Below are 21789 nucleotides of genomic sequence, written 5' to 3' on the forward strand. Positions count from 1 at the left end.
GGCTGGCCGCCGGAGTTGGCGGGACCGTAGAGAGACCTGACGTACAGGTCAATATGTCGTGAAGTCCTATTGCCGTCCCCAGTGCGGGGGCTTGCCCTCCACCGGAGCCGCCATGTCGGGCTTTTCCAGCTCGACGGCGCGGGGTTTTTCGATCTGCCGGTCGAAAAGCGTTACTTCGCGGCGTTTCAGGACGAGTACGAGAACCGCGCCTGCAAGAATGCCTCCGGCGTGCGCTGCCCAGGACACCTGGTTCTCCGTGTCGATCAGGAGCATCAGGAACTGGAAGCCGATCCACAGGGCAAGGACGATGAATGCGGGGATGCGCAGCGGAATGCGGGCGAAGGCCAGGACCCATATGCGGATACGCGGGTGCAGTATGAGGTAAGCGGCCACAATGCCGGCAATCGCACCCGATGCGCCGATCAGCGGCGCGTTGGAGTCGGGCGCGATGAAGCCGTGCATGTAGGCGCCGGCAACCGCGCATGCGAGATAGAACACGAGGTAGCGGAAATGGCCCAGTGCATCTTCGACATTGTCGCCGAAGACCCAGAGAAAGAGCATGTTTCCCCCCAGGTGCATCAAATCGCCATGCAGGAAGGAATAGGTGATGTAGGTGAGTGGCTCCGGCACCAGATCCAGTTCCGGCGGCAAGACGGCGAGATCGTGGGATACGGAAGGAATATAGCCAAGACCGAGGGCTGCGGCGAAAGCGAAATCCTCGCCGCCCACGGTGGTCACCAGATAGGCGACGATGTTGACGGCGATCAGGGCCAGGGTGACGTATTGCCGCTTGATATAGCGCAGGCTGTTCGCGTCATATAACGGAATGAACATCGGAGCCCTCATTGCGGGCCCCGATCGGCCCTGCGGTCGTTTCGCTGCCACTTGCCTCGGACGACCTGACGGGTGGCCTTGGATGGAGCGCTATCGGTTCTGTCCTGGAACCCATAGCACGTCGAGGGCGCCATTGTCATTGACGGCGCGGGCCGCCACGAACAGGAAGTCGGAGAGGCGGTTGATGTAGCGCATGGCCGCATCGCCGACGATTTCTCCGGGTTTCGCGCGAAGCTCCACCATGAGCCGTTCGGCACGCCGCGAGACGGTGCGGGCCAGGTGGAGCCCGGCGGCAGCCGGTGTGCCGCCCGGCAGGATGAAGGATTTGAGTGGATCGAGATTGGCATTGAGCGCGTCGATGTCTCGTTCCAGCCGGTCGACCTGGCTTTGCACGATCCGCAGGGGCTCATATTCAAGCGGTGCACCGGTGTCGGGTGTGGCGAGATCTGCGCCGAGGTCGAACAGGTCGTTCTGAATGGCGGCCAGCATCGCATCTATGTCGTGATGGCTTGCCCCGGTGTGAATGCGGGCCAGGCCAACGCAGGCATTGGTTTCGTCGATCGTGCCATAGGCAGCGACGCGCAGGTCGTTCTTCACACGTCTTTCTCGGCTGCCAAGCCCGGTTGTGCCGTCGTCGCCGGTGCGGGTGTAGATTTTGTTGAGCTTGACCATCGCCTATGTCTCAACCGCCGCGTGAACGGGAATAGTAGAGTGCCAGCATCACGAAGACGATGGCGACGGCCTGCAGGATCACGCGGGCCTGCATCAGCTTGTTGGACGTGTTGCCGGAGCCACCGCGCATGAGATTGAGAAGGCCGCGCAGCAGCACGATGACGACGGCCATCATCACGAGGATGGCTAAGATGTTGAAGACGGTGGACATGGTGGCTTTCTTTTCTGAGGTCAGCCCTTGTCGGACAGGAAGCGATACAAGATGCGCGCCGGCAGAATGCGTTTCAATGCGACACCGATGCGCGCAGGCGTGGTTACCACATAGTGCGGCTGCGGCGCGGGGGAAACCAGCGCGTGGCTGAGCACGTTGTATACGGCTTCCGGGCCGAGCTTGAAACGGGATTTTACGCCGCCTTGCCGCAAGCGTGTCAGTTGAGCCTCATAGGCTTCGCGGTGGACGGAGTTTCGGTGATCGATATAGCGCTCGAACCAGGAAAGCCCGTTGCTGGCGATCTTTGAGGTGACAGGCCCCGGCTCGATCAGCGAGACATGGATGCCTGAACCTTCCAGCTCCGCACGCTGGCAAAGCATCAGGCCTTCCAGCGCGTGCTTCGAGGCGGCGTAGGCGCCCCGAAACCGGATGGGCAACAGGCCGAGGATCGATGAGCAATGGACGATGCGGCCATGTCCCTGCCGCCTCATGACGGGAACGATCCGGCGTGTGAGGTCGTGCCAGCCGAAGACATTGACCTCGAACTGATGGCGCAAGGCTTCGACCGGCAGGTCTTCCACTGCGCCGGCTTGCGCATAGGCGCCATTGTTGAACAGCGCGTCGAGCGTTCCGCCGGTTCGTTCCAGTACGCTATCGACGAGGGACGCGATCGATCCCGCGTCTGCATAATCGAGATAGAAGGCTTCTATGCCTTCATCTTCAAGCGCACGGATATCCTCCGGCTTGCGGGCGGTGGCAAAGACACGCCACCCGTCCTGCTTCAGGGCGCGGGCGCAATGGGCTCCGATGCCGGAAGAGGCGCCGGTCACAAGAATTGTCCGTATCGTACTGGTCAAGAAAGACCCCACTTGTGCATAAGGCGAAGGGTTTCAAAATTACGCTGCGCTGCGACACTTAACGCGGAAGCGAATCGAAAAGAAGGATGACGCCGTGCGCGGAATCAAAGCCACAAGACGTATTCTTGGTGATGCGCTTGGTCACTTCAATACCGATGACGGCTGGGCCATGGCCAGCCATGTGGCCATTTCCGCGCTCATGGCACTTTTTCCGTTCCTGATATTTGCAACGGCGCTGGCGAGTTTTCTCGGGGCGGACGCGTTTTCCCAGCAGGCGGTCGACCTGATATTCGACACGTGGCCGAAGGAAGTCGCCGAACCGATCGCCAACGAGGTTCACAATGTGCTGGGCGTGCGGCGCAGCGGCGTCCTGACCTTCGGCGTGGTTCTTGCCGGTTTCTTCGCCTCGAACGGTGTGGAGGCTCTGCGGCTGTCGCTCAACCGTGCCTACCGGGTGAGCGAGCAGCGCTCCATCTTCCGGCTGCGGGCGCAAAGCCTTGTTTTCGTGCTCATTGCCACGGCGGGCTTTCTTGCCATGAGCCTCCTGCTCGTCGCGGCGCCCATCGCCCTCAACATTGCGGTCAACAATCTCGAATGGATCGCACCTTATGTGGGGACCATCACCTTCTGGCGATATGCCATCGCGCTGGCGGTGCTGGTTCTTGCCCTGATCTCGGTGCATCTGTGGCTGCCGGCGGGGCGCAGGGCATTTCTCGACGTATTGCCGGGTGTCCTGTTCACACTGTTCGGTTCCTTTGCGGGATCCGGCCTGTTCGCGGCCTATCTGGGCAGCTTCGCCAATTATTCAAGCACTTATGCGGGGCTTGCCTCGATCATGATCGCGGTGGTGTTCCTCTATATATTGTCTGCGGTTTTCATTCTGGGCGGGGAGCTCAACGCCGCGATCAAGCGTTACCGTGAGGCACGGCTGGTCGCCGGCGATGCTTGAGATTTCGCGCGGCCGGTGGCCAGCGCCACACCGAATGTGGTGATGGCCATGCCGGCGAGTTGCACGACATTCAGCGTTTCCCCGAAGAGCAGCCATGCCAGGAGCGCCGTTACGCCGGGAACGAGGTAGAACAGCGAAGCAACGCGCGCCACTTCGCCCTCGCGGATGAGGATCATCAAAAGCAGGATCGCGCCCAGAGAAAGTACGAATACCAGCCAGGCCAGCGCGAAAAGCAGCTCGCCGTTGAAGGTTATGTCGCCATTCTCAAAGAGCATGGCGACGCCGAAGGTGGCCAGGGAACCGCCTGCATATTGAAACAGGGTTACGGTGATGAGATCGGCATGGGCGACGAAACGTTTCTGCCAGACAGTGCCGGCGCTCATTGCGATGACGCCGAGCGTTGCCGCGCTGACGGTTGCGGCGGTCACGCCACCGCCGATCGCACCGAATTTCGGCGACAGGACGATGCCCACGCCGGCAAGCCCGACAAGCAACCCGATCCAATGGCGACCGGTCATCCGTTCGCCGAGAAAGAAGAACGCCATGATCGCCGTCAGCATGGGCTGGAGACCGACGATCAGCCCCACGAGCCCGGCGGGCAGGCCATGGCGCACAGACCAGAAAACGCCGCCGAGATAGACCGCATGCATCAAGACGCCGGCGATGACCGCGTGCATGGCGTTGCGCGCGCCAATCGATTTGGCGCGGATGATGGGGATGATCGCCAACAGAACGCAAAAAGTGAGCCCGAAACGAATCCACAGGAAGGTGAAAGGCTCCGCCCAGGGCATCGCATAGCGCGCGCCGATGAAGCCCGTTGCCCAGAGGATGACGAATATGGCGGGAATTACCCTGGCTGACGGCTTCATTGGCGATGATCCCGGCCGCCAAATCGCGGCAAGCATTTCTAGTCAGGCGGCATTCGCTGACATCCGCATCGATGCGGAAAGGTGAAAAAGAGGGAGTACCCGAAAGAGTGTACGGTGCTTCAGAAGCGCTGTAATGCCTGCAATGCGGCAAGAAAAGCGAAAGATTTGCATTCTATCATCAATCATCTTGAAGCGCTGCTTGATGAAGTGGCCATGGGCCGGGGTGCGCAATGCTTATGAAGCTCGATCCAAGCTGGTTGATGTTCACCGTCGCAGCGGTCTCGATGATTTCCTATCTTTTGTCGCTCGGCCTTGATGCGATACTCAAGGAGCAGGGCTTCGGCCCGTTCGGCATGTCGAGCATCATCAGCATTTCCTTCATTGGCACCATACTGCTCGCCAATGAGCAAGGCATTCGCTTTTCAGGCCCCACGGAAGCAGCCCTTGCCGGACTGGCCGGGGCATTCGTGGTGCTGCTGACGCTGACCGTCATCAAGGCGTTGTTGACGCGTTCGGTCTGAGGTCCATTCCGGCATATCGTTTTGCCGGCAGGGCTGTTCTCCCATCGTGCCGGGTCAGGTGAATTCACCTGACTGAAAGATGCTTCAAAGCCCCGCCATCCGCGCTATGTCACCGGGAGTGGCACCTGCATCGCGCAAGGCTGAAAGGCTGGTATCACCCTGGCTTTTCGAGAGCTTGCGTCCATCATCGCCCAGAATGAGATCGTGGTGGAAATAGCGCGGCACCGGCAGGCCCAAAAGCTCCTGCAACAGACGGTGGACGGCCGTCGCGTGGAAGAGGTCTCTGCCCCGAACCACATGGGTGATGCCCTGCAATGCATCGTCGGTCACAACGCAAAGGTGATAGCTTGCGGGAATTTCCTTTCGGGCGATGATCACGTCGCCCCAATCGAGAGGGCTGGCCGGAACTATGCCGCTTTCACCCGTTGGCCCTTCGCCGTCCTCGGTCCAGTCGAGGGGGGCGTGAAGATGCTCCACTGCACGCTCCATGTGGAGCCTCCAGGCAAAGGGCTCGCCTTCGCTCATGCGCCGGCGCCTTTCGCTGGCGGTAAGGTGTCGATCGTCGTCGGGATAGTGCGGTGCGCCATCCGGATCGCGCTTCCAGGGGGCGCCTGCCGCTTCTGCATCGACGATGCGCGCGCGCACCTCGCCGCGGCTCATGAAGGCGGGATAGACGAGATCTGCGTCGACAAGCTGTTCCAGTGCGCCCTGGTAGTCGTCGAAATGATCGGATTGCCGGCGCACCGGCTCCTCCCAGTCGATGTCGAGCCAGGAAAGGTCGCGCATTATGCCGCTCTCGAACTCCGGTGTGCAGCGGGTTACGTCTATATCCTCGATGCGCAGCAGGAACCGGCCGCCGACCATATCCGCCAGGCGGCGGTTCAAAAAGGCCGAATAGGCATGGCCCAGGTGAAGCTCTCCGTTGGGGCTCGGTGCGAAGCGGAAGACAGGGCTTGTCATGAGCGTGGTGTGAATCGGGTTGCAGTCCATGTCGAACGATTGCTACGGCTTTCCCTTGCCGGCAGCAAGGATGCCGAGGGAGCATCATGCGCCGCATCGAGACCGAAGCCCACATTACCGAAGCGCTCGATGCGCTTGTTGGGGCCGATCCACGGCTCGGTCCGGTTCGTGCTGTTGCTGGCGATGTTCCGCTTCGGCGCACACCGCCCGGTTTTGCAAGTCTTGCCTCCGTCATCGTGTCGCAACAGGTTTCGCGTGCAAGCGCCGATGCGATTTTCGGCAGGCTTGCCCAACTCATCGATCCGCTGACACCGCAGGCGCTGCTGGCGGCCGGAGAGGAACCGCTGATTGCGGCAGGACTTTCCCGAGCCAAGCAGCGGGCGCTTCTTGCCGTTGCCGAAGCGGCCTGCCGCAGCCGGCTCGATCTCGACGCGCTTTGCCATATGGAGGCTGAAGAGGCGATCTCCAGAATGACGGTGATCCCGGGGGTCGGACCCTGGACAGCCGAGGTCTATCTGCTGGTCTCCGCCGGGCATCCGGATGTCTTTCCCGCCCGCGACGTAGCCTTGCAGGCGGCTATCGGGCACGCCTTTGGCCTTCCGTCGCGTCCCGATGCGCGTGCGGCCGCGGAAATCGCCGAATCATGGATGCCGTTCCGGGCCGTCGCGGCGCGCCTGTTTTGGGCCTATTATCGCGAAATGCGGGGCAGGGAGGCCGCGCCGCTCGGTTGATCGGCGAAAAAAGCTGCGTGAATCCGGGTGTTTGGCCCGTCACAAAGCAAAATATCAGCTTCACATTCCTGTCACGGCGGGCTTACAGTATCCGCGTCGATCGACTTGAGCACTTTGCGGGCAGGCAGCTCGCCTGCTTCCCGCAAAATGCGGAAGATTTGGAAGTGACGCGCCGGAGGTTGGTAGCAACGGACAGCGCGCCCCGCCACTGAAGGAGCTTCAAGGACGTGACGATCGCTGCTTCGCCGGACGGCATGCCCGCTCTGGTGCTGAATGCGGACTACAGGCCGCTGAGTTATTATCCGCTGTCACTCTGGTCGTGGCAGGACGCCATCAAGGCGGTCTTCCTCGACAGGGTCAATATCGTTGCGGAATACGAGCAACAGGTCTCCTCGCCGTCTTTCACGATGAGGTTGCCGAGCGTCATCAGCCTGAAGACCTATGTGAAGCCTTCACGCTATCCGGCATTCACGCGCTTCAACGTTTTTCTGCGCGACCGCTTTCAATGCCAGTATTGCGGGACGAAGGAGGATCTCACCTTCGACCATGTGATCCCGCGGCGTTGCGGGGGACTGACGTCGTGGGAGAATGTTGTTGCCGCCTGTTCGCCCTGCAATCTGAAGAAGGGCGGCATGATGCCGGCGCGGGCCAAGATGTGGCCCCACCAGAAACCTTACCGGCCGACGGTGCAGGATTTGCACAATAACGGTCGTCTCTTTCCGCCCAACTATCTGCATGAAAGCTGGATGGATTATCTCTACTGGGATGTGGAACTGGAGCCGTAAGGCTTTCAGCGCTTGAATGCCGCCCGCAGGGCGATGGCGGCCCACAATGCGCTTGCCAGAACATTCCAGCCAGCGAAGGAAAGGCCGAGGAAGCGGCCTGCGGCCTGCGTGCAGGATGGCGGGATCACTGCATTGAGCTGATCGAGAAGATTGCCGCCTTCGTAGCTGCTGGTCGGTGCGCCGACGGTGCAATCGGCAGGACCTTCCCACCAGCCCCACTCGACGCCGGAATGATAGACGCCCAGGCCCATGCCGTAGAGCATCAGCAAGCCCCCCGCCGCAAGCAGGCCACGGGTGACGATGGCTGGCGCCTTCAGCCTTGCTGCAACAAAACCGAGCGCCATGAGCGGAATGCCAATGTAGTAGGGCGTGCGCTGTTCGAGGCAAAGCTTGCAGGGGATGTATCCACCCAGATGCTGGAAGCCGAGCGCCGTGCCGACGGTTCCCGCCATTCCGAGCGCCAGAAGCGCTGCGCTGTAAGTTTGTGTCTTGCCGGTGGGAGCGGTGAGAGACATGGGCGATAGCCTTTAGAACACGTAGCGGATGGCAGCGAAGCCGCCAACCAGCAAAACCATGAAAACGGTGAAAAGAAGGCCGAGGTTCTTTTCAATGAAGGTGCGGATGGGCGGGCCGAAATGGAACAGAAGCCAGGAAACGAGGAAGAAACGCAGGCCCCGGCCGATGACGGAAACGGCAATGAAGGTGACTAGGTTCAGCCCCGTGGCGCCGGAGAAGATGGTCAACACCTTGTAGGGGAAAGGGGTGACCGCCGCGAACAGCACGCCCCAGCCGCCCCATGTGTTGTACCAGTCGGCGACCTGCTCGAATGCGTTTTCCTTGCCATAGAAGGCGAGAATGGGCTGGCCGATGGTCTCGTAGAGAAACGCGCCGATGGCATAGCCGAGAAGTGCGCCGAGAATCGAGGCAATGGTACAGATGACCGCATAGCGCAGCCATTTCGCCCGTTCCGAGAGAACCATCGGAATGAGCAGCACGTCTGGCGGGATCGGAAAGAACGAGCTTTCGATGAAGGACACGGCTCCAAGGGCCTTTTCGGCGTGCCGGGTCGCCGCGAGCGACATGGTCCAGTCGTAGAGTTTGCGAAGCATTGAAGGCCCTCGATGAGGTCCTCTGTCTAGCTCCAGTCGATCGGTGGCGCAACGGCATGACGAAAAGGTGAAGCCGGTCGCGACGAATTGTCGGACCGGTAGTTGACGCGCGTTCGCTTCCCCGTATATTCCGCAACCGTCCGGCCATGCTGAGCTGGGCCCCTGTGGCGGAATTGGTAGACGCGCTCGACTCAAAATCGAGTTCCGCAAGGAGTGCTGGTTCGAGCCCGGCCAGGGGCACCATAGCCCGGCGTTTGTGCTGCCCGGGCGGGGCAGGGAAGGCCGCAGACATGCTTCAAAGGCGTGAAAGCTACCAGACGCTTTACGAAGGGTTCAGCTGGGACCTCCCGGAACATTTCAACATCGGAACAGCCGTCGCAGACAAATGGGCGTGGCGTTTTCCCGGTCGCGTTGCCCTTTACGATTATCGCGCTGACGGTTCCGTCGCCTCCCTGACTTTCGGTGATCTGACCGAGCGCTCCAACGCTCTGGCCAGGGGGCTTGCGCGAAAGGGGATTGTGCGCGGCGATCGGGTGGCGCTGCTTCTGCCGCAATCGTTCGAGACGCTTATTGCCCATGTGGCTATCTACAAGCTCGGTGCCATCGCAGTGCCGCTTGCGCTGCTCTTCGGAGCGGAAGCGCTCGAATACCGGCTTTTCACCGCAGGTGTGAAGGCGGTGGTCACCAATGGCGGGGGGCTCGGGAAGCTTGCTGCGATTCGGGGACGGCTTCCCATGCTGGAGACGATTGTCTGCGTGGATGGGGATGCGGGCGGTGCAGTCGATTTTCATCGCCTTGTCGCGGACAATGCGGGGCCGTTCGAGGCGGTGGATACGGGGCCGGACGATCCGGCAATGATGATTTTCACCTCTGGAACCACAGGGCCGCCGAAAGGTGCCCTGCATGGGCAGCGGGTATTGCTCGGGCATGTGCCGGGCGTGCAGTTCCACCATGAATTCATGCCGCTCGAAGGTGATCTGATCTGGACACCGGCGGACTGGGCATGGGCCGGAGGACTTCTGAATGTTCTTCTGCCGGCGCTCTATCTCGGCGTGCCGGTGGTGGCGGGGCGGTTTGAGAAGTTCGAGCCGGAAGCCGCCTTGACGCTTCTTGAACGGATGAAGGTGCGCAATGCTTTCATCCCGCCGACGGCTCTGCGGATGCTGAAGAGCGTTTCCGACATCAGAACCCGTTTTGACCTGTCGTTACGCAGCATCGGCTCGGGTGGGGAGGCGCTGGGGCGGGAAACGTTCGAATGGGCGCGCGAAGCCCTGGGCCTCGCCATCAACGAATTCTACGGGCAGACCGAGTGCAATCTGGTTTTGTCTTCATGTCATGCGCTCGGGGTGGGGCGGCTGGGCGCCATCGGGCTGCCCGTTCCGGGCCATCGGGTGGCGGTGATCGATCATGAAGGTCGGGAAAAACCGGTCGGCGAGGCGGGCGATATCGCGGTTCTCAGGCCAGATCCTGTGATGTTCCTCGAATATTGGCAGAATGAACGGGCAACGCGGGAAAAATTCGTCGGCGACTGGATGACGACCGGCGATCAAGGTGTGCGCGACGAAGACGGCTATGTGCATTTCGTGGGGCGCGATGACGACGTCATCACATCGGCGGGCTATCGCATCGGACCCACCGAGATCGAGGACTGCCTGACAGGCCATCCCAAGGTGGCGCTTGCGGCGGCGGTCGGCAAGCCCGACCCGGTTCGCACGGAGATCGTCAAGGCCTATGTGGTGTTGCGCGAGGGGGAGCATCCCAGCGAGGCGCTTGCCGAGGAAATCCGCCTTTGGGTGCGCGAACGGCTCTCCGCGCACGAATATCCGCGTGAGGTGGCATTCGTTGAGTCCATGCCGCTCACCACCACGGGCAAGGTGATCCGGCGCATCTTTCGCGACCGGGCGCGCCGCGAAGCAGGGCTGGAATGAGCCCTGTTCTCAACCGGCGCTCTTGCGCAAGCGGTTGCGCATGAGACGCAACGCATTGCGGGCCCGACGATAGAAGCTTATCTGGGCGGCTGCCTTGCGCACCTGGCGGTCGGCTCCCGGAGTGAGGCCTATCACGATCGTGCCAAGTGGCCGGCGCTCGCTCCATAGCCTGCTCATGACGGGATGGTCGGGCACCGCGCAGGAATCGCTGAGCGTGATGTTCGGGTCGTCGAGATGGTTTTTCGTCACCTCGATCATCAGCAAGGTGCCTGGCGAGAAGGCCGCATATTCCTCGTCGTAAGCCGTTTTCCATGTGTAGGCGGTGCCATGCTCGATGAAGACGATCAGGCATGCGATGACCTTGCCGTCCAGTGAAAGCATGTGGATGCGGCACATGTCGCGCTCGGCAAGACGATGCACGGCTTCGCGGGCAAAGGCCGCGCGATAGCGATCGGTTGCCATGGCGGTACGGGACCGGCCTTTCCAGCCCGAGGCCTCGAGTGTGAGGAAGGTTTCGGCCGCATGGCGGATTTCGTCGGGTTGGCGGGCGATGCGGTATTCAAGCTCGCCGAAATCGGCCAGACGGCGCTTCAACCGGCGGAACTCGCGGTAGTGATGGGCGCGCAATGAATTGCGCAGATAAGTTTCGCCATCCTCATTGCTCTGCAGGATCGGGCGCTTGACCTGATTGGTGATCTGGATGGGCAGGCCGCGGGCGTCGGCAACGGCCTTCAGCATGGCGGTGAAAGGCCCGTCGAGGCGCACCTCCGGCAGCACAAACACTTTCGGCAGGTGCAGGTGGGGGCGCGCCAGCATGGCGAAGAAATCCTCGATCACACCGGCTGGATCGTCATGATCGACAAGGGGTGTGCCGAGCGGCCCGAAGGGGTTTGCCCAGGTGCGCAGCACCGGAACACTGAAGGGCAGAATGCTGCGTTCGATGGAGAACGGCACCAGCAGGCGCAGGCGGCTTTTCGTTTCGGTCCCATCGCGGATGACGGCGAGACGCACCTCACGATCTTCCAGGCGCGGCATGGCCGGCGCCAGGAAACGGGGATTGAAGAAGATGTTGGATTCAATGGCGCGAGCGGCCAGATAATCGAGCTCGTCGACGAGTTCGAAACCGGCGCTGGCGGGATAGATTGCGAGCTTGCGGGCGGGCCTCTGATTTGCCAGCATCTCAAGCTGTGCCGGGTCAGCGCGTTCGGTGAGCCCGGCGAACTGGTCGATCATGGCGCCCGAGGCGCTGCCGCTCAGTTCCTCGAGGATGGGAGAGACGCTCATCACGCAACCTCGTGTTTCGTCGACGGGAGGAAGATCAGCATGGGGATGCCAAGCTTGCGCCATGCGGTGAAGGAGAGGGCCGAAGCCTCGAAGACCATGGCGATGCCTGTTGCCGCTGCGGCACCCCACAGGCCGTAAAGAGGGATCAGCAGCATGTTCAAGGCGACGTTCAGCGCCAGGGTCAGTGCATAGACGAGCGCACAGATTTTCTGGTGACCGCTCATGGTGAGCAGGCTTTCAGCCGGCCCCACCGCCGCGCGTGCGATGACGCCGCCAATCAGTACGAACAGAAGAGGATATCCATCGGTGAAACCTTCGCCGAACATCATCAGCATCGGCTTGCCGAGAATGAGCACGATCACGCCCATGGCGAGCGAGGGCCAGAAGGTCCAGCCCACGGTCTCGCGGGCGAAGGCTGCCAGGCCCGCATGATCGCCGCCATGCATGAAGGCGGAGTATCGTTGCGCCACGCTCGCCTTGACTGCGAAATAGACGAAGTGGACGAGGGCAAGCGTCTTCACGGTGGCAAAATAGACGGCGACGTCGGTGGGGGCCATGTAGCGACCGACCATCAGCACATCGGCATTGGTCAACAGAAAGAAGAAGCTCTCGATCAGGAAGATCGGCAAGGATACTGCGGTCCATTCGCGCATGCGGAAGACGGGCTTGACCGGTGGCAATTTGCGGTCGACGCGGGCGCTGATGCTCAGGAATTGCAGGATCGTCGTGACATAGGTCGCCAGAATGGCGGTCACCACGGCGGTTTTCGCATCCGGTGCATAGCCTGTGAGCAGGGCAACGCCCATGAAAACGAGAATGAGAATCGGGCGAACGAAATAGGCAGGCAAAAGCGCCCGCACGACCCAGGCATTGCCGCGCGCCACCCCTTGCATGAGATCGCTCAGGGCCATCATAGGGAGGCAGATCAGGCCAAGATAAAAAGGCACCACATAATAGGATTCGATGACCGGCTCGAAGGCCCAGATGCCCAGCATGCCCACCAGAGCGAATGCCGTGGAGGAGGCGAGCACGAAAAGCCGGCTTGCCCGGTTGATGCCGCGCAGTTCGGCATATTCCTGCTTGGCCTTGTATTCGGGAATGTAGCGAATCACCGAGGTGTGGAAGCCAAGGCAGGCGATGTTGCCCAGAATGATCATCGTCACCCAGACAAGCACATAGATGCCGTATTCGAAGCTGCCCATCCAGCGGGCCAGCAGTACTTGGCTGAGAAAGGCGATTGCCGCGTTGACCACGCGGATGATGAAGGCGAGCAGGGCATTGCGGCCTGCCTCGCCGCGTGCGTCCCGCGCAAGCAACAGCTCTTCCAGACGCAGCAGCCATGGCTCGGCCCGGACGGCGAGCCGTCCGGGAAGCAAGCGACTGCCGATCGTCGAAGGTGAAAAGCGCACCGACCGCACCCTGCCTGTCTTCAGGGCGTCATGTCGGGGTGCCCCGCGCCTTCGCCCATTCCCGTTTATCCTCGCGCCTTGATGCCGGATGGATCATCCATCCGGCATCAAGGCGCATGATATGCGTCCTTGCCGATGGGCGTCATGACACGACCATGGGCAAGGACGTTGAAGCGCCTGCGATATGAAGATGCCGAAGCGCGCCCCGACGAAGCGCGCCGGTTCACCCCGCATGGGGCGGCCAGTGGCTTTCGTTCGATCGTTAAACTAGCCGCTAGTCTTTAAAAAACAGTTCGGCCTGTCCAAAAACGAAACAGCCCGCAGGAAGCGGGCTGTTGTCGATCAGGGGATGCAGGCTGCCTCAGGCAAAGGTGCCGTGGCAGTGCTTGTATTTCTTGCCGGAACCGCAGGGGCAGGCCTCGTTGCGGCCAACCTTCCCCCACGTCGAGGGATCGTTGGGGTCGCGCTGCTCGGGCGGTACGATGCCAGCCTCGGCGCGGGTCAGGGTGAGGGTCTCTTCGCCGAAATCGTCTTCCCCGGTCGTGCCGTCGATGTGGTGACCGACCATTTGGGGAGCTTCCGGGGGCGGCGCCTCGGCGGCCTCGCGGACGAGCTCGACACGCATCAGCTGCGAGGTCACCACCTGGCGCAGATTGCCGAGCATGGCCTGGAAAAGCTCGAAGGCCTCTGACTTGTATTCATTCAGTGGATCGCGCTGCGCGTAGCCGCGGAAGCCGATGACCGAGCGCAGATGGTCGAGATTGACCAGATGCTCGCGCCACAGATGGTCGAGGGTCTGCAGCAGGACAGATTTTTCGACATAAGTCATGATCTCGGGGCCGAAGCGCTCCGCACGGTCCTTGGCCGCTGTCTCGACGGCCGTGGAGATGCGCTCACGGATATCTTCCTCAGCGATGCCCTCTTCCTGGGCCCATTCATCGATGGGCAGGTCAAGATTGAGGCTTTCGAGAACGCCTTCCTTGAGTTCCTGCACCTTCCACTGCTCGGCATAGGCCCGCTCGGGAATGTTGCGCTCCACAAGATCATCGATCACGTCGCGGCGCATTTCGGCAACAGTTTCCGACAGGTTGTGGCCGTCCATCAATTCGAGGCGCTGCTCGAAGACCACCTTGCGCTGGTCGTTCATCACGTCGTCGTATTTCAGGAGGTTCTTGCGGATGTCGAAGTTGCGGGCCTCGACCTTCTTCTGCGCTTTCTCAAGCGCTTTGTTGATCCAGGGATGGACGATGGCCTCGTCCTCCTTCAGACCCAGCTTCTGCAACATGCCATCCATGCGGTCGGAGCCGAAGATGCGCATCAGATCGTCCTGGAGCGACAGGAAGAACTTTGAACGACCGGGGTCGCCCTGGCGGCCGGAACGGCCGCGCAACTGGTTGTCGATGCGGCGGCTTTCATGGCGTTCGGTGGCGAGCACGTAAAGGCCGCCGGCAGCAATGGCTTGTTCCTTCAGACGCTGAACGTCTTCGCGGATCGCCTTCTCCTTGGCTTCGCGCTCGGGGCCGGGTTCCATGTCGCCGAGCTCTTCGGCGATGCGCATCTCGGGATTGCCGCCAAGCTGAATGTCGGTGCCGCGACCAGCCATGTTGGTGGCGATCGTCATGGCACCCGGCTTGCCTGCCTGCGCGACGATGAAGGCTTCGCGCTCGTGATGGCGGGCGTTCAGCACCTCGAAGCTGCCGACGCCTTCCTTGCGCAGGAGCTCCGCCAGGAATTCCGATTTCTCGATGGAGGTGGTGCCGACGAGGATCGGCTGGCCCTTCGCATGGGCTTCCTTGATCTCGCGGACGATGGCCTTGAACTTCTCTTCGACCGTCCGGTAGACCTCGTCGTCCTCATCGAGACGCAGGATCGGAAGATTGGTCGGAATCTCGATGACTTCCAGGCCGTAGATGTTTCCGAATTCCTCGGCTTCCGTTGAGGCCGTGCCGGTCATGCCGGCCAGCGTCTCGTACATGCGGAAGTAGTTCTGGAAGGTGATGGAGGCCAGCGTCTGGTTTTCCGGCTGGATCGCCACATGTTCCTTGGCCTCAAGCGCCTGATGCAGACCCTCGGAGAAGCGGCGGCCGGGCATCATGCGTCCGGTAAACTCGTCGATGATGACGATCTCGCCGTCGCGGACAATGTAGTCCTTGTCGCGCTGGAACATCTTGTGCGCCTTGAGGGCGTTGTTCAGGTGATGGACGATCGCGACGTTCTCGATGTCGTAGAGCGAATCACCTTTGAACAATCCGGCTTCGCGGAGCATGTTCTCGACCTTTTCCGTGCCTTCTTCGGTAAAGATCGCCGTGCGCTGTTTCTCGTCCACCTCGTAATCCTCGGCAACGAGCTGAGGAATGAAAGTGTCGATGGTGTTGTAGAGTTCGGACCGGTCGTCCAGGGGCCCCGAAATGATGAGCGGCGTGCGCGCCTCGTCGATCAGGATCGAGTCCACCTCGTCGACGATGGCGTAGTTGTGTCCGCGCTGGACCATCTGTTCGCGCTCATACTTCATGTTGTCGCGCAGATAGTCGAAGCCGAGTTCGTTGTTGGTGCCGTAGGTGATGTCGCAGGCATAGGCCTCTCGGCGTTCCTCGTCGGACATGCCGTGGACGATGACGCCCGTGCTCAGTCCGAGAAAGCCGTAGAGCCGTGCCATCCATTCGGAGTCGCGCTTGGCAAGGTAGTCGTTGACCGTCACCACATGCACGCCCTTGCCGGTTAGGGCATTCAGGTAAACGGGCAGGGTGGCGACCAGCGTCTTGCCTTCACCGGTCTTCATCTCGGCAATGGAACCTTCATGGAGGACCATGCCGCCGATCAGCTGCACATCGAAATGGCGCATGCCCAGCGCGCGGCGGGAAGCCTCGCGCACCGTGGCGAAAGCGGGGACCAGAAGGTCGTCCAGCGATTTGCCCTCGGCAAGTTCCTTGCGGAAGGCCTCCGTCCTGGCGCGCAGCGCCTCGTCGGAAAGTGCCTTCATCTCCTCTTCCATCGCATTGATGGCTTCGACGCGGGGACGGAGGCCCTTCACGCGACGATCATTGGAGGAGCCGAAAATCTTGCGGGCGATGCCGCCGAGACTGACCATCGAGTGGTCCTTTCAGTTCATGACAGACGGCACACCGCGAGCAGAAGAAAGGCCCCGCTCGCGCCGTGCTGGAGCAATTATGTGACGGTAAGCGCCCGGAAAAGGCTTCTGGACGCAGGACCACAGGACAGATAAGAGGGGCCAAGAGTGATGTCAACGCCGCGTTAAACATGCGTGGTTGCGCAAAATTCCGCCATAATCCTAGGCGGTTTGATCGAACCGGAAAACTTATCGGAGAGTTCAATGCTGAAATCGTTTCGCCGTTTCCTGGCCATTCAGGTCGGGGCGGGTCTGACGCTGGTCGCAGCCGGCGTCATGAGCGCCACGGCCGCCGACACGGATGTACTTGCCACCGTAAACGGTCTGGAAATCACCGAGGGCGACCTGGCGGTCGCTGCTGGCGAATATGGCGCACAGTTTGGCGGTCTGCAGGGCGACCAGCAGCGGGCGGCTCTTCTGTCCGCGCTGATCGAAATCCGTCTTCTCTCCTCGGAAGCCGAAAAGCAGGAGCTGGACAAGAGCGACGATTTCGCTCGTCGGATGGCCTTCATGCGTCAGCAGGCGCTGCATGCGGTTTACATCGACAAGATCGTCAACGGTGCCGTGAGCGATGACGACGTGCGTGCAAACTACGACAAGCAGGTGGCTGACACGCCGGCAGTCAATGAAGTTCATGCCCGCCACATACTGGTCAAGACCAAGGAAGAGGCTGAGGCGATCATCAAGCAGCTCGGTGAAGGCGGCAATTTCGAAGAAATCGCCAAGGAGAAATCGCAAGACGGCGCGGCGGCCAATGGCGGCGATCTCGGCTATTTCACCGAGGGCCAGATGGTCCCCGAATTCGAGAAGGCGGCGTTTGCCCTCAACCCGGGCGAATATTCCAAGGAGCCGGTGCAGACGCAGTTCGGCTTCCATGTGATCAAGGTCGAAGACAAGCGCGCCAAGCAACCACCGGCTTTCGATGCGGTCAAGGATCGCGTCCGTTCGGTCCTCGTGCGCGAGAAGTATATCGAGCAGGTCAGCGCGCTGCGCGACACCGCCAAGATCGAAGTGAAGGATCCGGCGCTCAAGGAAGTCATCGACGGCATCGAAAAGCAGCGCCAGGATGCTGCTGAAGGCGCTGACGATAATGAGGGCGAGGGGGAGCCGGCCAAGGCCGAGTAATTCATTTTCCTCAACCGTGAATGGGCCTGAACTGGTCTGAGCGGAATTCTGCAGGAGCGGCGGGCTTTCAAACCTGCCGCTCTTTCATTTTACGGTCATCGCACCGCGGAGTATGGCGCGCACGGCCAGTCCTGCATTCTCCTGTGGCTCATCCAGGGAATGAATCAGCAGTTTCATCCAGGCATAGGATTGCACGAGCTCGGCAATGATCCGGGGTGGGAAGTCCGGAGCCAGGCCGGGGCCATTGCGCGGCGCTGAAATGATGCCGGCAACCTGCTTGCCGCGCTCTGCAATATAGTCCTGCAATGCTTCTCTGGCCGCGGGATCGGATTGCGCCTCCGCAACGATCGAACGGAATATGTCTCCGGCTGGCCCGTCGCGCCAGTAGCGAAGCAGGCTGGTCAGAAAGAGGGCGAGATCGCTCTCAAGATCATCCGTTACGGGATATTCCACGTCACGTTTCTGGCGATGGTAGACATCGAGCAGAAGGGCGGCCTTGCTCGGCCACCAGCGGTAGATGGTCGGCTTGCCAGCGCGTGCCCTGCGGGCGACCTTTTCTATCGAGAAACCCGCATGTCCTTCCTCTATAAGGATGTCGAGAGCGGCTGCGCGTATCGCCTCCGCCGTGTCGGGATTGCGCTTGGCACCAATGGAATGGCGCCTGGGCGCTTCCTCTTCATCACTCGACATGCCGTAGCCTCCCTGATTGCGGATGGCGATCATCTTAACAAAGACGTTGACAAAACGAAACGGCTCGTTTTATTTAACGAAACGTACCGTTTTGATAGGAGAATGCCTCATGGCATCCGCTGCTTCAGCCACCCGTTTTTCCCGTACCCGTTTTGCATTTCTGGTTTTTCTCGGTGTCTATCCGCTGGTCACAGGTCTCCTTTATCTGGTCTTTCCGCTGACCGAGGGATGGACCCTGTGGCAACGAACGCTCATTGTCGTACCTTTCGTGGTGGTGGCGATGGTGTGGTTTCTCATTCCCATGGTCCAGCGCGTCTTCCGTGCCTTCCTGAACCCTGCTGTGCGCAGCGCTGCGGGATGAATGCGTGACCTTGCGGCTTTGCATGGCGGGAGCCTGAGGAAACAAACTTCAGAAACCGCGCGCTCCTCGCGCGGTTTCGGCTTGCTTCGGTCAAAATTCTCGGGCAGACCGACGACAACAGGCTTCCATCCTTCGTGTTGTCAAATCCGGGTGCTTCGGCCCATGTCTTCCGCAGTTTCTCCCCTCGCTCCTAAGAAATATCCCTCGATGCCCGAGATCGACGGCGTGCGCATCGCCACCGCCGAAGCGGGTGTGAAGTACAAGGGCCGAACGGACCTTCTGGCCATGGTGTTCGATGAAGGAACGACGGCTGCAGGTGTCTTCACCCGCTCGAAATGCCCGTCCGCGCCCGTCGATTTCTGTCGTTCGAACCTACCCGAGGGCAAGGCGCGTATCCTTGTGGTGAATTCGGGCAACGCCAATGCCTTCACTGGAAAAAAGGGGCGCGTAACGACCGCGACGGTTGGCGCCGCGGCGGCCAAGGCTGTCGAGGCACCCGAAAGTAGCGTCTTCATGGCATCGACCGGGGTTATCGGCGAGCCGCTGCCGGCTGATCGCATTTGCGAACATCTTGCAGGCCTTGTGCAGAAGGCGCGACCCGAAGGCTGGCTCGACGCCGCACGCGCGATCATGACGACGGACACCTATCCCAAGGTCGTCACCGCCACGGTCAAGCTCGGCGACACGGATGTCACCATCAATGGCATCGCCAAGGGCGCTGGCATGATCGCGCCCGACATGGCGACGATGCTCTCCTTCGTGGCGACCGATGCGCCGATTGCCGCGCCGGTGTTGCAGGAGCTGCTTTCCAAGGGGACCGGCAAGACCTTCAACGCCGTCACCGTCGACAGTGACACGTCGACCAGCGATACGCTGATGCTGTTTGCGACCGGAGCGGCTGAAAAACGTGGTGCACCGCGCATCACCGATGCCAAGGACCCGCGCCTTGCCGGTTTCCGCCGGGCGCTCAACCGCATTTTGAAAGGGCTGGCGCTTCAGGTCGTGCGTGACGGCGAAGGCGCGCGCAAGGAGATCGAAATCACCGTGACGGGCGCGAAATCCGCCCGTTCGGCGAAAAAGATCGCCCTTTCGATAGCCAATTCCCCGCTGGTCAAGACTGCGGTTGCAGGCGAGGACGCCAATTGGGGCCGCATCGTCATGGCAGTCGGCAAGGCGGGCGAGCCTGCCGAACGCGATCTTCTGGCGATCTGGTTCGGCAAAATTCGCGTTGCACATCAGGGTGAGCGCGATCCGGACTATTCCGAAGATGCGACATCGACTTATATGAAACGGGATGAGATCGCCATTCGGGTCGATATCGGTATCGGGCGGGGCAAGGCCACCGTCTGGACCTGCGACCTGACGAAGGAATATGTCGCCATCAATGGCGATTACAGGAGCTAGGCTTGGCAGGGCGTCCGGGCCGAGGTGTAGAGATGGACTTCGCGACCATCCGCCGCTTTGAGGCCGGAGGCCTGCGTGCGTGGCCGGCCGAAACCGTTTCCTATGACGGCACCTGGGTTCTCCGCCTTACTGCCGGCCATCCGTCCAAACGTCTGAATTCGGTCAATCCGCTCGACCCCGGCGATGACAGGAACATTGCCGAACGGGTGGAGCGCGCCGTGCACCAGTTCGAGGCTTATGGACGCGTGCCGACCTTCCGCGTGTCGCCGCTCTGCGCGGGCGCCATCTCCACCTATCTTGATGAGGCAGGCTGGCGGACCTTTGGCGAATCCATCGTCATGTCGCTTGATCTGGAGAACGCTCCGCTCGGGGAGGCGATGGATCAGATCCCTCTCAAGGACACCCAGCGTTTCGTCAATGCCACGCTGAAGGTGCATGGCTATGAGGAGACACTCAGGAGCGGGCTTTCCAGGGTGATCGCGGCCATACGCCCCGAAACCGGGCTGTTCGTGCTCGAGGAGGGCGATGAGCCGATCGCCACCGCCATCTGCGTGCGCGATGGCAGCCTGGCGGGCTTGTTCGAGATCGCGACGCAGCCGGATCGCCGTGGCAAGGGGTTTGGCCGCAGGGTGCTTCTTTCTGCTCTGAAATGGGCGCGCTCGCACGGGGCGGAGATGGCCTGGCTCCAGGTGGAAGCGGATAACGAGGCTGCGCTCAGACTCTATAAGTCCCTGGGGTTTCGCGAGGCCTATCGCTATCATTACCGGCAGCCGGGCACGCAGGTGGCCGAACGGACAAAGAAGAAGAAATCCTGATGTCGCAAGAAGCACGCCCTATCCTCCTTGTCGCGGCCTGTGCGCTGGTCGACGCCGATGGGCGCGTGCTTCTGGCCCAGCGCCCGGAAGGCAAATCGCTGGCAGGGCTCTGGGAATATCCAGGCGGCAAGGTCGAGCAGGGCGAGACGCCTGAAGAAACGCTGGTGCGTGAGCTGGAGGAGGAACTGGGTATCGAGACCCGAACGGCGTGTCTTGCGCCGTTGACCTTTGCCAGCCACACCTATGAGGCTTTTCATCTTTTGATGCCGCTCTATGTCTGCCGCCGTTTCTGGGGCACACCGCAACCGCGTGAAGGGCAGGGGCTGAAATGGGTGCGCCCGCGCGACATGCGCGATTATCCGATGCCGCCAGCCGACGCACCTCTGATCCCGTTTCTCATCGATCTTCTTTAAGTCGTCCGGCCGGGTACGCCGTCGACGGGCGCAAGCCCGTGCTGCAGGCAACTTTCCAGTTGCAGGCTTAAGCATTCCTTTACGCAAAGATGAAAATTTTAAGGCGGGGATCGGCGGCCTGATGCGTGCCGATTATGCGTGGCTGGCAGGGGGTGCTCATGGCTTCCGATGCGGATTGGAAACAGGATGAACGGGACGTCTGGTCCGACCGGCTGAATTCTGCTGGAACCGGCGCCATCCGGATCGCTCTGCTTTTCGGGTCAGCAGCCGTTGCCTTGGCCCTGATCCTGACGCCCGTCGTGGAAAAACGCTCGAAGAATACGCTGGCGCAGTTCGGCGCGCCCTTCGGCATCGATCCGATAACAACCGCTTCCACCAAGCGCGCCAACAATACCTATACGGTGCGGCGCAGTGTTCTCCAGCCGAGTCGCGAATCCATCTGCATTATCCGCGAAAACGGGACGCGCAGCGGCGATTGTTAACGAAGCGCAAAACCCGCTCTTAAGAATTCTTAATTTTTATCCGTTAGCGTCGACCGACTTCACAGGGGGTGATGAAGCGATGCTGAAGCGGTTTCTTGCGGACAGGTCGGGTAGCACGGCCATTGAATATGCATTGATCGCCGGGCTTATCAGCGTCGGTATTCTGGTCGGGGTCGGGCAAACCGGCACGGCCGTGCGTGGGCTTTTCACGCGCGTTGGCGACGATATGAACGCTATCGGTCAATAGCTGGCT

Annotated in this window: 24 protein-coding genes and 1 tRNA gene; 13 read left to right on the forward strand and 12 right to left on the reverse strand. The window is 61.0% G+C overall.

Features of this window, described 5'->3' with window-relative positions:
* Positions 1–66: 66 nt before the first annotated feature.
* From NA8A_RS21070 to NA8A_RS21085, 4 genes are all read right to left on the reverse strand, one after another.
* The gene (locus tag NA8A_RS21070; protein WP_009452436.1) at positions 67–834 is read right to left on the reverse strand and encodes a rhomboid family intramembrane serine protease; all 768 of its coding nucleotides are present in this window, start codon (positions 832–834) and stop codon (positions 67–69) included.
* A gap of 90 nt (positions 835–924) precedes the next feature.
* Positions 925–1506: a cob(I)yrinic acid a,c-diamide adenosyltransferase gene (locus NA8A_RS21075; protein WP_009452437.1), complete on the reverse strand. Its 582-nt coding sequence runs from the start codon at positions 1504–1506 to the stop codon at positions 925–927.
* Positions 1507–1516: 10 nt separating this feature from the next.
* Positions 1517–1717 (reverse strand): twin transmembrane helix small protein, encoded by a 201-nt coding sequence (locus NA8A_RS21080; protein WP_009452438.1) that lies wholly within the window; start codon positions 1715–1717, stop codon positions 1517–1519.
* Positions 1718–1737: 20 nt separating this feature from the next.
* Entirely contained in the window at positions 1738–2574 is an 837-nt protein-coding gene (locus NA8A_RS21085; protein ID WP_240532832.1) for an SDR family oxidoreductase, read from the reverse strand.
* A 94-nt stretch (positions 2575–2668) separates the two neighbouring features.
* Here NA8A_RS21085 and NA8A_RS21090 point away from each other — a divergent pair, with 94 nt between their 5' ends.
* A complete protein-coding gene (locus NA8A_RS21090) occupies positions 2669–3523 on the forward strand; it encodes a YihY/virulence factor BrkB family protein (protein ID WP_040673273.1) in 855 nt (284 codons plus the stop codon).
* Here the strand turns inward: NA8A_RS21090 and NA8A_RS21095 are convergent.
* Entirely contained in the window at positions 3487–4392 is a 906-nt protein-coding gene (locus NA8A_RS21095) for a DMT family transporter (protein WP_009452442.1), read from the reverse strand. The two genes, NA8A_RS21090 and NA8A_RS21095, sit on opposite strands and share 37 nt — an antisense overlap.
* A 230-nt stretch (positions 4393–4622) precedes the next feature.
* On the opposite strand from NA8A_RS21095, the gene NA8A_RS21100 reads away from it, so the two are divergent.
* Complete coding sequence (locus NA8A_RS21100; protein ID WP_009452443.1) at positions 4623–4913, forward strand: hypothetical protein; 291 nt, start codon at positions 4623–4625, stop codon at positions 4911–4913.
* A gap of 84 nt (positions 4914–4997) precedes the next feature.
* Here the strand turns inward: NA8A_RS21100 and gluQRS are convergent, their stop codons facing one another.
* Positions 4998–5873, reverse strand: a complete 876-nt coding sequence (gene gluQRS, locus NA8A_RS21105; protein ID WP_040673295.1) for a tRNA glutamyl-Q(34) synthetase GluQRS — start codon at positions 5871–5873, stop codon at positions 4998–5000.
* Positions 5874–5959: 86 nt separating this feature from the next.
* On the opposite strand from gluQRS, the gene NA8A_RS21110 reads away from it, so the two are divergent.
* Both NA8A_RS21110 and NA8A_RS21115 read left to right on the forward strand, forming a co-directional pair.
* The gene (locus tag NA8A_RS21110; protein ID WP_009452445.1) at positions 5960–6604 is read left to right on the forward strand and encodes a DNA-3-methyladenine glycosylase family protein; all 645 of its coding nucleotides are present in this window, start codon (positions 5960–5962) and stop codon (positions 6602–6604) included.
* Positions 6605–6831: 227 nt separating this feature from the next.
* Entirely contained in the window at positions 6832–7389 is a 558-nt protein-coding gene (locus NA8A_RS21115; protein ID WP_009452446.1) for an HNH endonuclease, read from the forward strand.
* 5 nt (positions 7390–7394) lie between these two features.
* On the opposite strand, the gene NA8A_RS21120 is transcribed toward NA8A_RS21115, so the two are convergent.
* On the reverse strand, positions 7395–7904 hold the full coding sequence (locus NA8A_RS21120) for a disulfide bond formation protein B (RefSeq protein WP_009452447.1): 510 nt from the start codon (positions 7902–7904) through the stop codon (positions 7395–7397).
* Between the two features lie 12 nt (positions 7905–7916).
* Entirely contained in the window at positions 7917–8498 is a 582-nt protein-coding gene (locus NA8A_RS21125; protein WP_009452448.1) for a YqaA family protein, read from the reverse strand.
* 158 nt (positions 8499–8656) lie between these two features.
* On the opposite strand from NA8A_RS21125, the gene NA8A_RS21130 reads away from it, so the two are divergent.
* Positions 8657–8741: transfer RNA gene (locus NA8A_RS21130), tRNA-Leu, on the forward strand.
* A 47-nt stretch (positions 8742–8788) separates the two neighbouring features.
* A complete protein-coding gene (locus tag NA8A_RS21135; RefSeq protein WP_009452449.1) occupies positions 8789–10426 on the forward strand; it encodes an AMP-binding protein in 1638 nt (545 codons plus the stop codon).
* Positions 10427–10435: 9 nt separating this feature from the next.
* Here the strand turns inward: NA8A_RS21135 and NA8A_RS21140 are convergent, their stop codons facing one another.
* From NA8A_RS21140 to secA, 3 genes are all read right to left on the reverse strand, one after another.
* Positions 10436–11710, reverse strand: coding sequence for a GNAT family N-acetyltransferase (locus NA8A_RS21140; RefSeq protein WP_009452450.1), 1275 nt, complete (start codon positions 11708–11710; stop codon positions 10436–10438).
* Positions 11710–13119, reverse strand: a complete 1410-nt coding sequence (locus tag NA8A_RS21145) for a lipopolysaccharide biosynthesis protein (RefSeq protein WP_040673297.1) — start codon at positions 13117–13119, stop codon at positions 11710–11712. Before NA8A_RS21145 ends, NA8A_RS21140 begins: the two co-directional genes overlap by 1 nt.
* Positions 13120–13480: 361 nt before the next feature.
* Positions 13481–16207 carry a preprotein translocase subunit SecA gene (gene secA, locus NA8A_RS21150; protein WP_009452452.1) on the reverse strand — a complete coding sequence of 909 codons (2727 nt, stop codon included), beginning with the start codon at positions 16205–16207 and terminating at the stop codon, positions 13481–13483.
* 243 nt (positions 16208–16450) lie between these two features.
* Here secA and NA8A_RS21155 point away from each other — a divergent pair, with 243 nt between their 5' ends.
* Complete coding sequence (locus NA8A_RS21155) at positions 16451–17371, forward strand: peptidylprolyl isomerase (RefSeq protein WP_009452453.1); 921 nt, start codon at positions 16451–16453, stop codon at positions 17369–17371.
* 84 nt (positions 17372–17455) lie between these two features.
* Here the strand turns inward: NA8A_RS21155 and NA8A_RS21160 are convergent, their stop codons facing one another.
* Positions 17456–18061, reverse strand: coding sequence for a TetR/AcrR family transcriptional regulator (locus NA8A_RS21160; protein ID WP_040673298.1), 606 nt, complete (start codon positions 18059–18061; stop codon positions 17456–17458).
* Positions 18062–18170: 109 nt separating this feature from the next.
* Between NA8A_RS21160 and NA8A_RS21165 the strand changes: the two genes are divergently transcribed.
* The 6 genes from NA8A_RS21165 to NA8A_RS21190 all read left to right on the forward strand — a co-directional run bounded on the left by NA8A_RS21165 (position 18171) and on the right by NA8A_RS21190 (position 21783).
* Positions 18171–18422 carry a putative antibiotic biosynthesis monooxygenase gene (locus NA8A_RS21165; protein ID WP_009452455.1) on the forward strand — a complete coding sequence of 84 codons (252 nt, stop codon included), beginning with the start codon at positions 18171–18173 and terminating at the stop codon, positions 18420–18422.
* 162 nt (positions 18423–18584) lie between these two features.
* Positions 18585–19826, forward strand: a complete 1242-nt coding sequence (argJ, locus tag NA8A_RS21170; protein ID WP_009452456.1) for a bifunctional glutamate N-acetyltransferase/amino-acid acetyltransferase ArgJ — start codon at positions 18585–18587, stop codon at positions 19824–19826.
* A gap of 32 nt (positions 19827–19858) precedes the next feature.
* The gene (locus NA8A_RS21175; RefSeq protein WP_009452457.1) at positions 19859–20641 is read left to right on the forward strand and encodes a GNAT family N-acetyltransferase; all 783 of its coding nucleotides are present in this window, start codon (positions 19859–19861) and stop codon (positions 20639–20641) included.
* Positions 20641–21054 carry a (deoxy)nucleoside triphosphate pyrophosphohydrolase gene (locus NA8A_RS21180; protein WP_009452458.1) on the forward strand — a complete coding sequence of 138 codons (414 nt, stop codon included), beginning with the start codon at positions 20641–20643 and terminating at the stop codon, positions 21052–21054. The genes NA8A_RS21175 and NA8A_RS21180 overlap by 1 nt, the downstream gene beginning before the upstream one ends.
* Positions 21055–21212: 158 nt before the next feature.
* Positions 21213–21536 carry a hypothetical protein gene (locus NA8A_RS21185; RefSeq protein ID WP_009452459.1) on the forward strand — a complete coding sequence of 108 codons (324 nt, stop codon included), beginning with the start codon at positions 21213–21215 and terminating at the stop codon, positions 21534–21536.
* Positions 21537–21615: 79 nt separating this feature from the next.
* Positions 21616–21783: a Flp family type IVb pilin gene (locus NA8A_RS21190; RefSeq protein WP_009452460.1), complete on the forward strand. Its 168-nt coding sequence runs from the start codon at positions 21616–21618 to the stop codon at positions 21781–21783.
* The last annotated feature ends 6 nt before the right edge of the window (positions 21784–21789 follow it).

It is taken from the genome of Nitratireductor indicus C115, assembly GCF_000300515.1.
Lineage (GTDB): Bacteria > Pseudomonadota > Alphaproteobacteria > Rhizobiales > Rhizobiaceae > Nitratireductor > Nitratireductor indicus.